Source organism: Pseudomonas sp. YQ_6, from assembly GCF_043103245.1.
GTDB classification, from domain to species: Bacteria; Pseudomonadota; Gammaproteobacteria; order Pseudomonadales; family Pseudomonadaceae; genus Aquipseudomonas; species Aquipseudomonas alloputida.
The window spans coordinates 1-14,692 of record NZ_JBICJR010000044.1; the positions used below are offsets into that span (position 1 = coordinate 1).

The window sequence follows — 14,692 nt, forward strand, 5'->3', positions numbered from 1 at the left end:
CTCTTCGCGCGTGAACCCGCCCCTACGGCGGCCTGTGTTCAGCCTCCGATGTGTGTCTACCACCGATCTGCGTAGGAGCGGGTTTACCCGCGAATACGGTAGCGGCAGCAACGGTGAACGACTGGTGGAGATTGGCCAGCAGGCTCGGCCTCTTCGCGGGTGAACCCGCCCCTACGGGGATCTTCACAGTTTCAACAACTGCGCAGTCCTGTGAGAGCGGCTTCAACCGCGAAAGGGCCGTACAGGCTTACGCCGGTGCCGAAGTCCGAATCAGGTGGTCAAAGGCCGCGAGCGACGCCTTGGCCCCCTCACCCACCGCAATGACGATCTGCTTGTACGGCACGGTAGTCACGTCACCTGCGGCAAACACACCCGGGATACTGGTCTGGCCCTTGGCGTCGACAATGATTTCGCCACGCGGCGACAGCTCGACGGTGCCCTTCAGCCAGTCAGTGTTAGGCAGCAGGCCAATCTGTACGAAGATGCCTTCCAGTACCACTTCGTGCTGTTCATCCGTGGTGCGGTCCTTGTAGCGCAGGCCGGTCACCTTCTCGCCATTGCCCAGCACCTCGGTGGTCAGGGCGCTGGTGATCACGTTGACGTTCGGCAGGCTGCGCAGCTTGCGTTGCAACACCGCATCGGCACGCAACTGGCTGTCGAACTCGATCAGCGTCACCTGGGCGACGATACCGGCCAGGTCGATGGCCGCTTCCACACCCGAGTTGCCGCCGCCAATCACCGCCACGCGTTTGCCCTTGAACAGCGGGCCGTCACAGTGCGGGCAGTAGGCCACGCCGCGGCCACGGTACTCTTGCTCACCCGGCACGTTCATTTCGCGCCAGCGGGCGCCAGTGGCCAGGATCACGGTCTTGGCCTTCAGCGAAGCGCCCCCCGCCAGGCGCACTTCGTGCAGACCGCCCTCGGCGGCCGGAATCAGCGCTTCACCGCGCTGCAGGTTCATGATGTCGACGTCGTACTGTTTGACGTGCTCTTCCAGCGCCGTGGCCAGCTTCGGCCCTTCGGTTTCCTGCACCGAGATGAAGTTCTCGATGGCCAGAGTGTCCAGCACCTGGCCGCCGAAGCGCTCGGCGGCAACACCGGTGCGGATGCCCTTGCGGGCAGCGTAGATGGCAGCAGCGGCGCCAGCGGGGCCACCGCCGACAACCAGCACGTCAAAGGCTTCCTTGGCGTTGATCTTCTCGGCCTGGCGGGCGCCAGCGTTGGTGTCGATCTTGCCAATGATTTCTTCCAGGCCCATACGGCCCTGACCAAACACTTCACCGTTGAGGTAGATACTCGGTACCGCCATGATCTTGCGCGATTCCACTTCGTCCTGGAACAGCGCACCGTCGATGGCAACATGGCGCACGTTGGGGTTGAGTACCGCCATCAGGTTCAGTGCCTGGACGACGTCCGGGCAGTTCTGGCACGACAGCGAGAAGTAGGTTTCGAAGTTGAATTCACCTTCCAGGGCCTGGATCTGCTCGATCACTTCGGCACTGGCCTTGGACGGGTGGCCGCCGACTTGCAGCAGTGCCAGCACCAGCGAGGTGAACTCGTGGCCCATGGGGATGCCGGCGAAGCGCAGGCTGATATCAGCACCCGGGCGGTTCAGCGAGAACGAAGGACGACGGGCATCGGTACCGTCCGCGCTGAAGGTAATGAGGTTCGACAGGCCGGCAATCTCCACCAGCAGGTCGTGCAATTCGCGGGACTTCGCGCCGTCGTCGAGGGAGGCAACGATCTCGATCGGCTGGGTGACCCGCTCCAGGTAGGTTTTCAGTTGCGATTTAAGCGTGGCGTCCAACATACGGGCGATTCCTTTTTCAAAACTCGGATACAAAAACGCCCAGGCGAGGTCGCCCGGGCGCTTGACGGGGCGGTAGGTATTTCAGCTTTGGCGGCTGCTTACCGCCCGCGTTATGGGCATGACCTTAGATCTTGCCTACGAGGTCCAGCGACGGCGCCAGAGTGGCTTCGCCTTCTTTCCACTTGGCCGGGCACACTTCGCCTGGGTGAGCGGCAACGTACTGGGCAGCCTTGACCTTACGCAGCAGTTCAGCAGCATCACGGCCAACGCCACCGTCGTTCAGCTCGACAATCTTGATCTGGCCTTCCGGGTTGATCACGAAGGTACCGCGGTCGGCCAGGCCGGCTTCTTCGATCAGCACGTCGAAGTTGCGCGAAATGACGTGAGTCGGGTCACCGATCAGCGGGTATTCGATCTTGCCGATGGTGTCCGAAGTGTCGTGCCAGGCTTTGTGAGTGAAGTGGGTGTCAGTGGAAACACCGTAGATTTCCACGCCCAGCTTCTGGAACTCGGCGTAGTTGTCAGCAAGGTCACCCAGCTCGGTCGGGCAAACGAAGGTGAAGTCGGCCGGGTAGAAGAACACGACAGACCACTTGCCTTTCAGATCGGCTTCGCTGACCTGAACGAACTCGCCTTTGTGGTAGGCGGTGGCGTTGAAGGGTTTGACCTGGCTGTTGATGATTGGCATGAGAGACGCTCCTTCATGGGGTTGGAATCAGTTGATGGAAAGAATCCTAACTAATCATCCCGCTGAAGGCTCATTGGCAAAGCTCATGCTTTCGATTGGTTTTGGCTATAACCGGGGTTATTTAATAGAAGGGAACGGGCTGAGCAAAGGATTGCGGACCTGAGCTCTGCACTGGCAAAGAAATGTAACAGCTCCCCATTCGGCATCACGGGCAAACGGGTCTAGGCTCAAGCCCATGTGATACCGGGCCCCTCTGACGGCTGCCAAGCCGCCATGTCGGATCACTGTTGCCTTGCAACGTCGACATTCAAGGAGGGGCTCATGACAGCTCTGCAAGCATTCCTCACAACACCTGTCCTCGGTACCAGCGCCTGGTTGTGGCTGGTGTTCATGGCCATCGTCATCGGTTTGCTGGTGCTCGACCTGGGCGTGCTGCACCGCCACGACCGGGAAATTGAAATGCGCGAGAGCCTGCTGCTGTATTCAGGCTATTTCAGTGTCGGTGTGCTGTTCGGCGCGGGGGTCTGGTACCAGTTGGGCGCGCAGTCGGCACTGGAGTTCTACACCGGTTTTTTGGTCGAGCAATCGCTGTCCATGGACAACGTGTTCGTCATGGCGATGATCTTCAGCTACTTCGCCATACCCCGCCGCTACCAGCACCGCGTGCTGTTCTGGGGCATCCTGGGCGTGGTGTTCCTGCGGGCCATCATGATCGGCGTGGGCGCGGCGCTGGTACAGAACTTTGCCTGGGTGCTTTACATCTTCGGTGCCTTCCTGCTGTTTACCGGGGTGAAAATGGCGCTGTCGAAGGAAGACAGCCGCCCGGACCTGGCCAACAACCCGATCCTCAAGTTCGTGCGGCGGCACATGCGGGTTACCGACCAGATCCATGGCTCGCACTTCTTCGTACGCCACACCCCGGCCGGGCACAGCAAGGCGTTGCGTTATGCCACCCCGCTGTTCCTGGCGCTGGTACTGATCGAACTGGCCGACCTGGTGTTTGCCGTCGACAGCGTGCCGGCGATCTTCGCCATCACCCAGGACCCGTTCATCGTCTACACCTCCAACATCTTCGCCATCCTCGGCTTACGCTCGCTGTATTTCGCGCTGGCGGCGCTGATGCACCGGTTCGTTTATCTCAAGTACGCACTGGCGCTGGTGTTGATCTTCATTGGCTGCAAGATTTTCTACCACGGCATGGTGGGCAAGGTGCCGGCGCTGCTGTCGTTGGGCGTGACATTCGGGTTGTTGCTGGGTGGGGTGGTGATTTCGTTGATCAAGACGCGGGGGCAAAAAAAGGATGACATTGGGGATGGGCACCAGCCGCACGCCATTGGACAAGAACCCGCGTCCAAGAGGGAAAAAGACACGCAACTAGGTGCCTGAGTGAATCACTTGCACTGGCCACGTCGCGGGCAAGCTGAGTGCTGCCCGTGTAGGCGCGGGTTCACCCGCGAATGGGCCGGCGCAGGCTGACGCGTTCACCGCCCGCTACGCAACATCTCCACCGGCACATACTTGCCAATTTCGTACTTGCCAATCGCGGCCCGGTGCACTTCATCCGGCCCGTCAGCCAGGCGCAAGGTGCGCTGCATGGCATACATGTAGGCCAGCGGGAAATCACCGCTTACCCCTGCCCCACCATGTATCTGGATAGCCCGGTCGATCACTTTCAAGGCCACGTTGGGCGCCACCACCTTGATCTGGGCGATCTCGCTACGGGCCACCTTGTTGCCGACAGTGTCCATCATGTAGGCCGCTTTGAGCGTCAGCAGCCGGGCCATGTCGATTTCCATGCGCGAGTCAGCGATCTTGTCGACGTTGCCGCCCAAGCGTGCCAGTGGCCGACCAAAAGCAGTACGCTCCACCGAGCGCTTGCACATCAGCTCCAGTGCGCGCTCGGCCATGCCGATCGAGCGCATGCAGTGGTGGATACGCCCTGGGCCCAGGCGGCCCTGGGCAATTTCGAAGCCGCGGCCTTCGCCAAGGATCACGTTTTCGTACGGCACCCGCACATTCTCGAAAAGGACTTCGGCATGACCATGGGGCGCATCGTCATAACCGAACACCGGCAGCGGGCGGACGATCTTCACGCCTGGCGTGTCGGTCGGCACCAGCACCATGGAATGCTGCTGGTGGCGTGGCCCTTCAGGGTCAGACAGGCCCATGAAGATCATGACCTTGCAGCGCGGGTCGCAGGCGCCGGAAGTCCACCACTTGCGGCCGTTGATCACCCACTCGTCACCGTCCCGTATGGCGGTAGCAGCCATGTTGGTGGCGTCCGACGAGGCCACGTCTGGTTCGGTCATGGCAAACGCCGAGCGGATCTCGCCCCGCAGCAGCGGCTCCAGCCACTGGCGTTTCTGCGCCTCGCTGCCATAGCGCACCAGCACTTCCATGTTGCCGGTGTCCGGTGCCGAGCAGTTGAACGGCTCCGGCCCGAGCAACGAGCGGCCCATGATTTCTGCCAACGGTGCGTACTCCAGGTTACTCAGGCCAGCACCGTATTCCGACTCTGGCAGGAACAGGTTCCACAACCCTTCGGCGCGGGCCTTGGCCTTGAGCGCCTCCATGATTGCAGTGGGCTGCCAGCGGTCACCCTCGGCGACCTGGCGCTCGAACACGGCTTCGGCGGGGTAGACATGAGCGTCCATGAACGCAGTGACACGCTCGCGCAGTGCCTGGACCTTGGGCGAATAGGCGAAATCCATCTGGGCTACCTTCACAGTTCGGAATACTTGGGCCAGAGCCTAGAGCAGCATTGCTCCATCCACCTAGTCTATTTTCCGCGTGTATAAACATTCATAACCGATATATGATCGGCCGATAATTCCAACAAAGAGCGGCGCCCATGAACCTTAGCAAGGTCGACCTCAACCTGTTCATCGTGTTCGATGCGATCTACACCGAAGCCAACCTGACCCGCGCCGGGCAGATCGTCGGCATTACCCAGCCGGCAGTGTCCAATGCCCTGTCGCGCCTGCGCGAAACCTTCAATGACCCGCTGTTCGTGCGCACCGCGCAAGGCATGGTGCCCACACCCATGGCGCAGAACATCATCGGCCCGGTGCGCAACGCCCTGGCGCTGCTGCGGACCTCGGTGCAGGAAAGCCGCACGTTCAACCCGCAGCAGGCCAACAAGACCTTCCGCATCAGCATGACCGACCTGACCGAGGCGGTCATCTTGCCGCCGCTGTTCCAGCGCCTGCGCCGCCTGGCGCCGGCGGTAATGATCGAGAGCTTCCTGTGCAAGCGCCGCGAGACCACCAAGGAACTCGCGGCCGGCCGCCTGGACTTTGCCATCGACGCGCCACTGAACACCGACCCGCAGGTGCGCCACATCAAACTGATGCAAGACCGCTATGTCTGCGCCCTGCGCCAGGGCCACCCGCTGGCTGACAGCAAGCTGACCCTCGACAGCTACCTGGGCATGACCCACATCCATATCTCCAGCCGCCGCAACGGCCTGGGTTACGTCGACCTGGCGCTGGGCAAGATGGGGGTTCAACGCAAGGTCGCCCTGCGTTCGCAACACTACCTGATGGCGTCGCAGGTGTTGCAGCAGACCGACATGGCGATGACGGTTCCCGAGCGCTTCGCCCGTCGCCATCAGTTGCGTTATCAGGCGCTGCCGGTGGAGGTCCCTGCACTGGAAACGCACCTGTACTGGCATGAAAGCACCGACCAGGACCCGGCCAACCGCTGGATGCGCGAGCAGATCACGGAATTGTGCGAGCGCGTGGTTGCAGAGGAAGAGAAGGCTCTGGAGCCCACCTGACGGTACCGGCGAGAGACCCTTCATGGCCCTCACCAGGAAAAGTAGAAAATCCCATGAAAGATCTTCGATAGAGAATTTTTTTCTAAAATAATCGCGAATCGACCTGAGGGAAACGAAAAAAACACCGCTGCTGGCAGGTACGCTTACGTCAATGATCGCCGACTTCACGGCCACTGACACGGACCCGCCCTCAATGCCTAGCGCCCCACTCTACTTCGATTATGCCGCCACTACCCCAGTCGACGACCGGGTTATCGAAACCATGCTCGCCTACCTGGGTAACCAGGCCAACTTCGGCAACCCGGCGTCCAGCGGCCACGCCTTCGGCCAGGCTGCACGTCACGCCGTGGAGCAGGCGCGCCAACAAGTCGCCGAGTGCGTCGGCGCGCACGCCGAGCACCTGGTATGGACCTCGGGCGCGACCGAGTCCAACAACCTGGCGCTCAAGGGTATTGCCCAAGGCATCGGCCAGCCCGGGCACCTGATCACCAGCCAGCTGGAACACAAGGCCGTGCTCGACACCGTGGCCGAGCTGGAACGTCAGGGCTGGGCCGTTACGCGCCTGGCAGCGGATGCCGCTGGCCTGATTCAACCCGCGAGTGTGCAGGCAGCATTGCGCGCTGACACCCGCCTGGTATCGCTGATGGCGGTCAACAACGAACTGGGCACGGTCACCGATTTTGCCGCGATCGGCGAGCAGGTGCGTGCCCACGGTGCCCTGCTGCACGTGGATGCCGCGCAGGCCGTGGGCAAGCTGGCTATCGACCTGCGTACGATGGCCGTGGACCTGATGTCTTTTTCGGCGCACAAGGTCTACGGGCCGAAAGGCATCGGCGCGCTGTATGTCGGGCCGCGCGCCCGCGTGCTGATGCGTGCGCAGATGCACGGCGGCGGCCATGAGCAGGGCCTGCGTTCCGGCACCCTGGCGACCCATCAGATAGCGGGCATGGGCAGTGCCTTTGCCTTGGCCGGCCAACCTGGCGACAGCGAGCACCAGCGCCTTGAGCAACTGGCAAGACACCTGCGCACAGGCCTGCTGGCCATGCCTGGCGTTACCCTGAACGGCTGCGCCAAGCAACGCATTCCCCATACCTTGAACCTGTGCATCGACAGCAAGGGCTTCAACAGCACGGCGCTGGCCGGCGAGCTGGCCTTGTCGACCACCTCGGCCTGCAACTCGGCGAGCAACGCTGCCTCGCATGTGCTGCTGGCACTGGGGCTGGATGAGCGTCAGGCTCGCAACAGTGTGCGCTTGAGCATCGGCCGTTTCAGCACCGAGGCTGACGTGGACAAGGCGCTCGAAGTGTTTGGCCGAGTGCTGACGACAGCATCGGCCGCACTGTGGTGACCACCTCGGCTGTTTTCGCCTTGCCTGACCTGCGTCTCAAGACTTTTCGTACAGAGGCTAGAACAGGCGGCTGTCCGGCGTGAAATCCTCAACCTGGATTTTCGCGCTCTGCGCCTGTGGGTGCCGTGGGTTGAACAGGTAATTGGTGGTGCTGGGCATGATCGCGCTTGGCACCGGCAGCAGCAATGCCGAACCGTCATCCAGAAAGCGATTGCCCAGCGTACGGGTCAACTCAGGCTGAGCAGACCAGCCGGGCCGCAAAGCGGGCAACTGCGCCTGGGAAACCGTGTCGGGCAGTTCGATGCGAAGCAAGCGCATGGTGGTCGGGAAATCCTCGGGGTCGATCTCCAGGTGCACCAATACTTCCAGCATCGCCCCGGGAGGGCTGGTGGCGGCATACACCACTGGCCGACCCGCCTGGTGCCAGCGGCCACTTACACGCAAGCCCCCCGTACCGCTCAAGTCTGCATAGGCGCTGATTCGCCACAAAATCACAGGCCATAGCCCTCGGCAATCTGCAGCAGCATTTCTTCGACCTGCGTGGTGCCTTGCTGGGTGGTGAGCATCTGCATCGGCGTCAGCCCCGAGAAGCGTTCCTTAGGCTTGGAAAGCCAGCGCTTGGCCTTGCCCACTTCCCCGAACACAGCCTCGGCCATGGCGGTGATGTGGGCCGAGCGGAACAGCCGGTCGCTCTCATCCACGGTCAGCGGTTGGTCACGCTCGATACGGGATTTGAGGGTGCGCAGCGGAATGATCTGGTCGCGCTCCACCGGCGTGAGCACACCGCGTTCAGTCAGCTTTACCAACCAGGTGGCGGCAAAACCATCGGTGATGCGGGTGTGGATTTCGAAGTCGCTGGCAAGCTCGGGAATGTCCAGCAGCGCCTGCAAGCGCGCCCGGTACTCGTGGTAACCGTTGTCGCGTAGCACTTCGGCAAGCATGGCAGGCTCCTTTTCGGCATTTGCCGACAAGTATGCGGTATATGCCGGGTCATTGCCAGTTTGCCTGGTCGGGTGGTCGACGCCAGGGCTTTGCCGATTTACCGCCAGCATTGCCAGGGCCGCACAGCGGCCCCGCAAACCTCACAGGAAGGTGAACACTTGCGATGCCGGCAACCGCGACTTGTTCAGCCCGGCATTGAAGTCCGCCTCACTGCGATAACCCAGGCTCAGGATAACCACACTGGTGAACCCACGCTCACGCAAGCCCAGTTCGGCATCGAGGACCTTGCTGTCGAAGCCCTCGATCGGCGTGGCATCCAGCCCATGCGCCGCCGCACCCAGCAAGGCAGTACCCAGCGCCAAATAGGTTTGCTTTTCCATCCAGTGCTGCACATCCTTCTGGTCGAAGCGGTGCAGGTTGACGTAGTGACGGCGGCTCTGGTTTTGCCCGGCGCGCGCTTGCTCATCACGGAAACGGCCATCGGCGGCCTCTTGATCGAGCACGGCGTTCAGGTGTTCTTCAGTCATCTCGGTACGGGTGCAGAACACGATCACATGCGAGGCATCGAGAAGCTTCTGCGTGTTGTAGGCATAACCCTCAGCAGTGCTCTTGGCCAGGCGGGCCTTGCCTTCGGCCGTGTCGGCGACGATGAAATGCCAGGGCTGGGAATTGACCGACGACGGGCTGTGACGCAGTTGCTCGAGCAGGGCGTCGACAGTGGCCTGGGGAATGCGGCGTGAGGCATCGTAAGCTTTGGTGGTGTAACGGCGCTTGGCCAGCGATACGGTATCCATGCGACAACTCCGGAGTGAACAGTGGATTTGCCGGGCATCTTATCTTTCCAGCAAAAAAGAAAAAGCGGCACAATGTAACAACACTTTCATCCCTGGAATGAAAATGCTGCGCATCACCGACCTCGAACTGTTTGCCCGCAGCAGCGTGCTGGGTAGCTTCACTGCCGCTGCCCATGAAGCAGGCCTGCTGCCAGGCCAGGTGGCGGCCGCGATCAAACGCCTGGAGCGCGACCTGGATGTACGCCTGTTCGCCCGCACCACCCGCAGCCTGCGCCTGACCGCCGAGGGCGAGCGCTACCTGCCAACCGCACTGAATGTGCTGGAAAGCCTGCGCCAGGGCCATGAAGATCTGCATGGCAACCCAAATAGCCTGCGCGGCACCCTGCAGGTGTCGGCCCCTTCCGACATGGGCCGCAACATGTTGTTGCCCTGGCTCAGCGCCTTCCGCCACGACCACCCGGCATTGCAACTGCGCTTCTTGCTGTCCGACCAGATGGCCGACCTCAACCGCGACCCCGTGGATGTAGCCATCCGCTATGGCCTCAACCAGGATGCCAACTACATCGCCCTGCCACTGGCCGAGTGGAACCGCCGAGTGCTGGTGGCCTCGCCCGACTACCTGGCCCGTCACGGCCGCCCGCTCACCCCCGACGCGCTGCAACAGCATGCCTGCCTGCTGTATATGCAGCACAGCCGGGTGTACGACAAGTGGCAGTTGGGTAACCGCACCGTGCAGGTGCGTGGGCCGCTGGTCAGTGACGATGCCGACGTCATCCGCCGCCTGGCCATCCAGGGGGAAGGTATCGTCTACAAGTCGTGGCTGGATGTCAGCGCCAACATCGCGGCCGGTGAACTGGAAATGGTCCTGCCCGAATTGATCGGCGAGCCTACCCCGCTGACCTTGGTCTGCCCTCATCGCAAACAACTCACGCCTGCCGTGAAGCAATTGCACCTGTGGCTACGCGAACGCTTCGAGGCCCTGCGCGCCCGGGCCCTGACCAACGGCTGCACAATCGTTCCAGACTGAGCCGGGGGCATTGCGCTAAGGTAGCCATTTACCCCACGGTACACGTCCATGAGCAACTGGATCGACTTCAAACAAGACGCCGACACCGGCATCGAGTCGGTCCGTGCGCATTTTGTCGGCCATGCCTATGATCCCCACTGGCACGACAGCTTCCTGGTCGGCGTTACCGAGCAGGGCGTGCAGCAGTTCAACTGCCGCCGGGTGCGCCACCGCAGTACGCCGGGGCAGGTATTTTTACTTGAGCCTGGCGACATCCACGATGGCTTGGCACCCACCGAAGAAGGCTTCACCTATTCGACGCTGTACCTGGAGCCCGCCTGGCTCGACCAACAGCTGCGCGCGCTGTACGAGCACGCGCCGGGGGACAGCCTGCCCAGCTTTGCCGATACCCTGTGCCACGACGAACGCCTGGCGCGGGCCACCGCGCTGGCCTTCCGGGCCGTGCATGACCAGGACTTGCGCATCGTCAGGCAAACGGCCATGGACGATCTGCTGGCCTGCCTGACCCGCCACCTGCACTGGCGCCGCCGCATCAACCCCGACCCGCGCCTGCCGCTGACCGCACAGCGCGCCCGGGACTTCCTGCATGCCAATCTGGAGCGCGACATCGGCCTGGAGGACCTGGCCCAAGCCTGCGGCATTGACCGCTTTCGCCTGACGCGTGCGTTCAAGGCGGCGTTCGGCATTGCACCCCATGCCTACCTGATCCAACTGCGCCTGGCCCGCGCGCGGCGCCTGCTTGCCCAAGGCCAGACACCTGCCGAAGTGGCTGTGGCGTTGGGCTTTGCCGACCAGAGCCACTTGGGGCGCTGGTTCCGCCGCGCTTACCAGTTGACCCCGGCCGACTACCGCAGGCGCTGCTCAAACCTTCCAGACTGAATGCCGGCGGGCAGCGAACATGGTGCTTCGATGTTACGGAGCCCTGAACCATGTCGCAGTCGCTGTTGCCCTTCATTCTGTTTGCCCTGGTGTCCAGCATCAGCCCGGGGCCGACCAACCTGTTGATCCTCGCCCATGGCGCCCGCCGGGGCCTGCGCGCAAGCCTGGTGCCGATCGTGGCGGCGTGTGGCGCGGCTGCAGCCATTGTGCTGCTCGTCGGGCTGGGGCTGGGCGAACTGCTGCTGCGCCACCCCCTGGCGCAACAGCTGATGAGCTGGGCCGGGGTGCTGTGGCTGAGCAGGCTGGCGTGGAAGATGCTACGCAGTGCCGCCGCCCCGCTCCACACGACCACGGCGCCAGGCTTCAGTGCGCTCAGCGCTGCCTCGTTGCAGGTGGTGAACCCCAAGGTGTGGTTGATGGCCGTGGCGGTGGTCGGGGTATTTGCCGCGCCATCGTTGCCAGTGTGGCAGCTGGCGCTGGTGTTCTTGCTGATCGCTCTGCCGAGCATGGCCGCGTGGGCGGTGTTGGGGGTGGGGAGCACCCGGTGGCTGCAGGCACCGGGGCGGTTGCGGGTGTTCAACCAAGTGTTGGCGGGGGTTTTGTTGATATCGGCATGGGCTGCAGTATTGGCCTGAGTCTCTACTTGACTGGCAAGGGGCCTGAGCGGCCCCGGCTCAGCGTGCCAACGCCTCGCGAAAGCGCCGGGTACTGGCAACGGCCAGTACCAGCCCGACCACTGCCACGCTGCCACCCACCAGGCCGATATCCGCCACATTCATCTGGCTGCTGACGATACTGCCCAGCAGCGCACCACCGCCAATACCGATGTTGTAGATACCCGAGAACAGCGCCATGGCCACATCGGTGGCGTCGGACGCCAGCTTCAGGGTCTTGGACTGCAACGCCAGGCTGAAGCTGAGAATGGCCACGCCCCAGAACATGCTCAGCACTGCGAACACATAGAAGTTGCCCGACAGCGGCAACATCAGCAACAGGCACGCGGCGAGTACCCCGATCGAACCCACCAGGAAGCCATGCGGGAAGCGGTCGCTGTAACGGCTGAACAACAACGAACCAAAAACCCCGGCACCGCCGAACAACAGCAGCAACAGTGTGGTGCGGTCGCCGCCGATCTGCGCTACGTGCAGGGCGAACGGCTCGATATAGCTGTAAGCCGTGAACTGCGCGGTAATGACCAGCGTCACCAACAAGTAGGTAATGACCAGTGCCGGGCGCTTGAACAGGACCGGCAGGCTGCGCAACGAACCGGAGTTCTGGCTGGGCAGCAGCGGCAGCGATTTCATCAGGCACAGCATGGTGGCTAGCGCTACCCCGGCAATGCTCAGGAACGTGATGCGCCAGCCCAGTGCCTCGCCCACCACTCGGCCCAGCGGGATGCCCAGGACCATGGCCAGGGTAGTGCCGGTGGCCAGCAGGCCCAGCGCCTTGGCCTGCTGACCCGGCGGCGCCACACGCACCGCCAGCGAGGCGGTGATGGACCAGAACACCGCATGCGCCAGGGCAATGCCGATACGGCTGACCAGCAGCATGGCGAAGCTCTGCGAAAGCCACGACAGCAAGTGGCTGACAATGAACACCAGGAACACGAACAGCAGCAGACGCCGCCGTTCGATGTTGCGGGTCAGCAACATCATGGGCAACGAGGCCAGCGCCACGATCCAGGCATAGATGGTCAGCATCAGGCCGACCTGGGCAGTGCTCATGTCGAAGCTGCGGCCAATGTCACTGAGCAGCGCCACCGGGACGAACTCGGTGGTGTTGAAAATGAAGGCCGCCAAGGCCAGGGCGATGACGCTCAGCCAGCTGCCGCTGCCCGTTGTGGGCGGCAGGTGTGTGGGTATGGGTCCGTTCATGGGTGGAAACCGCTTCTCCGCAGACAAAGCAACAGGTCGCACGCCAGCCACCCGCTTGCAGGGGTGCCAACGTACGTTTTGTTATGGATAGGAATGCCCGGCATGGTACGCGTCAAGCTGGGGCCTCACAACCGCAGGGCAGGCAGAAGGAGTACCATGCGCGCTTTGTGTGAAACGCGCGTGCAACAAGGAGCCCGATCCGCTCATGGACAAGCAGCACCCCCAGCAGCAATGGCAGCAGGCAGTCATCGCCTATGCCCAGGCCGTCAACGACTACGTCGCGCAGGGCCGTGCGCACGGCTGGGACAACCTCGAAGAGCCGCAGGCACCCGCCACCGAACACCTGCTCGACGCTTGGCTGGCAGCCCTGCAGGCAGCCAACCGCCCTGGCATGGACGAACCGCAGCGTCAGGCATTTCGCGAGGCCTGGCCACCCGCACACCACCCCTTGATACCTATGCTCGAAGACCACGGCCAAGGCATCAGCCATGTCCTGCTGCTGGAAGATGGCAGCCTGCTGGCCCGCATCGGTATGCCTTACGACAAGGGCCAGGTGGTGCGTATCGATCACCATGGGGTAACCCCGGTCATCGGCATCGAACACTTTGGCCGTTGCCCGGCGCGGCGCTATTTCGCCCTGGCCAATGCCGAGGGCGTGCGTGTGACCGATGGCTGGGGCGGCCCGCAAGTGCAGCGCCTGGCCTGGCCTACGGGGCTGGAGGGGTTGCCGCCAGGTTACCCGTTCGAGCCGTTCGACCTGCCGCCCACACCGACCGCGCTGATCCCCTTCCCCGATGGCCAGCGAGTGCTGCTGGTGAGTGCCGAAGGTATCTTCGTGCTGGCCACTCAAGGTGCGACTCGCCTGCTGCCACAGCAGGCACGCGTGCTCGATGAGCTGGCCGAGGGCACCGACCCGGACGACATCAGCCTGGGGCTGAGCATGGAGCATGGTGCGGTGTCGGCGGATGGCCGGCTGATCGTCGTGGGTGAGCAAGGCAGCCGACACCTTGTTCTGGACGAACGACTCAAGCCGCTGGCGCACATCGGCCCGGGCAGTGAATACCCGCACTTTGCCTTGTTCAACCGCGCCGGTGACCAGTTGATCGTCAATGCCTGCCATTTCTACAGCGGTGCCACGCTGGCCGTGAGGGTGGCAGACCTGCACGGGCTGGATACCGATTACTACAGCCAGGACCCGCGTACCCCGCTGGTGCAGGATGGTGCAAGGGTGTATGCGGGGGTTGCGCGCGATGGCGAGTACATCGTAGGGGATGCCTATGGCTACCTGCGGGCGTTTGGCGAAGAGGGTACGGAGCATTGGCAGCATTACCTGGGATCGACCATCAGTGCGATGGATATCAGCGCCGACGGACAAACGCTGGTGGCGGCGAGCCATGCGGGGGTTATTTCGGTGATTGCGCTGGATAGCGGGCGGCCCGAGTGGCAGATCGGTACCGGGGCGCACGGCGAGGTGCGGCGATGGTTGTTCTGGAAGGGCTGGGACAAGCCGATGGCCTGGTAAAACGGCTGCATCGGTGCTGCCTGCACGGGC

Annotated in this window: 14 protein-coding genes; 7 read left to right on the forward strand and 7 right to left on the reverse strand. The window is 62.8% G+C overall.

Annotation, left to right across the window (positions count from 1 at the left end; translation table 11 throughout):
* Window positions 1-247: 247 nt before the first annotated feature.
* Together ahpF and ahpC are read right to left on the reverse strand one after the other, a co-directional pair.
* Window positions 248-1,810, reverse strand: a complete 1,563-nt coding sequence (gene ahpF, locus ACF8FG_RS14105; RefSeq protein ID WP_134697622.1) for an alkyl hydroperoxide reductase subunit F — start codon at window positions 1,808-1,810, stop codon at window positions 248-250.
* A 124-nt stretch (window positions 1,811-1,934) separates the two neighbouring features.
* On the reverse strand, window positions 1,935-2,498 hold the full coding sequence (gene ahpC, locus ACF8FG_RS14110) for an alkyl hydroperoxide reductase subunit C (protein ID WP_003250537.1): 564 nt from the start codon (window positions 2,496-2,498) through the stop codon (window positions 1,935-1,937).
* Between the two features lie 321 nt (window positions 2,499-2,819).
* Here ahpC and ACF8FG_RS14115 point away from each other — a divergent pair, with 321 nt between their 5' ends.
* Window positions 2,820-3,884, forward strand: a complete 1,065-nt coding sequence (locus ACF8FG_RS14115; protein WP_318080673.1) for a TerC family protein — start codon at window positions 2,820-2,822, stop codon at window positions 3,882-3,884.
* Window positions 3,885-3,979: 95 nt separating this feature from the next.
* Here ACF8FG_RS14115 and ACF8FG_RS14120 read toward each other — a convergent pair whose 3' ends face one another.
* Window positions 3,980-5,209 carry an acyl-CoA dehydrogenase gene (locus tag ACF8FG_RS14120; protein WP_003250533.1) on the reverse strand — a complete coding sequence of 410 codons (1,230 nt, stop codon included), beginning with the start codon at window positions 5,207-5,209 and terminating at the stop codon, window positions 3,980-3,982.
* 140 nt (window positions 5,210-5,349) lie between these two features.
* Here ACF8FG_RS14120 and ACF8FG_RS14125 point away from each other — a divergent pair, with 140 nt between their 5' ends.
* Both ACF8FG_RS14125 and ACF8FG_RS14130 read left to right on the forward strand, forming a co-directional pair.
* Window positions 5,350-6,276: a LysR family transcriptional regulator gene (locus tag ACF8FG_RS14125; RefSeq protein ID WP_014591574.1), complete on the forward strand. Its 927-nt coding sequence runs from the start codon at window positions 5,350-5,352 to the stop codon at window positions 6,274-6,276.
* 193 nt (window positions 6,277-6,469) lie between these two features.
* The gene (locus tag ACF8FG_RS14130; protein WP_070384484.1) at window positions 6,470-7,624 is read left to right on the forward strand and encodes a cysteine desulfurase family protein; all 1,155 of its coding nucleotides are present in this window, start codon (window positions 6,470-6,472) and stop codon (window positions 7,622-7,624) included.
* Between the two features lie 57 nt (window positions 7,625-7,681).
* On the opposite strand, the gene ACF8FG_RS14135 is transcribed toward ACF8FG_RS14130, so the two are convergent.
* From ACF8FG_RS14135 to ACF8FG_RS14145, 3 genes are all read right to left on the reverse strand, one after another.
* The gene (locus ACF8FG_RS14135; protein ID WP_070384038.1) at window positions 7,682-8,119 is read right to left on the reverse strand and encodes an RES family NAD+ phosphorylase; all 438 of its coding nucleotides are present in this window, start codon (window positions 8,117-8,119) and stop codon (window positions 7,682-7,684) included.
* Complete coding sequence (locus tag ACF8FG_RS14140; protein ID WP_014591577.1) at window positions 8,116-8,565, reverse strand: antitoxin Xre/MbcA/ParS toxin-binding domain-containing protein; 450 nt, start codon at window positions 8,563-8,565, stop codon at window positions 8,116-8,118. Before ACF8FG_RS14140 ends, ACF8FG_RS14135 begins: the two co-directional genes overlap by 4 nt.
* Before the next feature lie 141 nt (window positions 8,566-8,706).
* The gene (locus ACF8FG_RS14145; protein ID WP_014591578.1) at window positions 8,707-9,360 is read right to left on the reverse strand and encodes an oxygen-insensitive NAD(P)H-dependent nitroreductase NfsB; all 654 of its coding nucleotides are present in this window, start codon (window positions 9,358-9,360) and stop codon (window positions 8,707-8,709) included.
* Window positions 9,361-9,463: 103 nt separating this feature from the next.
* Between ACF8FG_RS14145 and ACF8FG_RS14150 the strand changes: the two genes are divergently transcribed.
* The 3 genes from ACF8FG_RS14150 to ACF8FG_RS14160 are packed head-to-tail and all read left to right on the forward strand — an operon-like array spanning window position 9,464 to window position 11,901.
* A complete protein-coding gene (locus ACF8FG_RS14150; protein ID WP_014591579.1) occupies window positions 9,464-10,387 on the forward strand; it encodes a LysR family transcriptional regulator in 924 nt (307 codons plus the stop codon).
* 48 nt (window positions 10,388-10,435) lie between these two features.
* The gene (locus tag ACF8FG_RS14155; protein ID WP_003250518.1) at window positions 10,436-11,266 is read left to right on the forward strand and encodes an AraC family transcriptional regulator; all 831 of its coding nucleotides are present in this window, start codon (window positions 10,436-10,438) and stop codon (window positions 11,264-11,266) included.
* 50 nt (window positions 11,267-11,316) lie between these two features.
* On the forward strand, window positions 11,317-11,901 hold the full coding sequence (locus tag ACF8FG_RS14160; RefSeq protein ID WP_014591580.1) for a LysE family translocator: 585 nt from the start codon (window positions 11,317-11,319) through the stop codon (window positions 11,899-11,901).
* Between the two features lie 39 nt (window positions 11,902-11,940).
* Here ACF8FG_RS14160 and ACF8FG_RS14165 read toward each other — a convergent pair whose 3' ends face one another.
* Window positions 11,941-13,140, reverse strand: a complete 1,200-nt coding sequence (locus tag ACF8FG_RS14165; protein WP_267273837.1) for a sugar transporter — start codon at window positions 13,138-13,140, stop codon at window positions 11,941-11,943.
* Between the two features lie 205 nt (window positions 13,141-13,345).
* On the opposite strand from ACF8FG_RS14165, the gene ACF8FG_RS14170 reads away from it, so the two are divergent.
* Window positions 13,346-14,662 (forward strand): hypothetical protein, encoded by a 1,317-nt coding sequence (locus ACF8FG_RS14170; RefSeq protein WP_014591582.1) that lies wholly within the window; start codon window positions 13,346-13,348, stop codon window positions 14,660-14,662.
* Window positions 14,663-14,692: the final 30 nt, after the last annotated feature.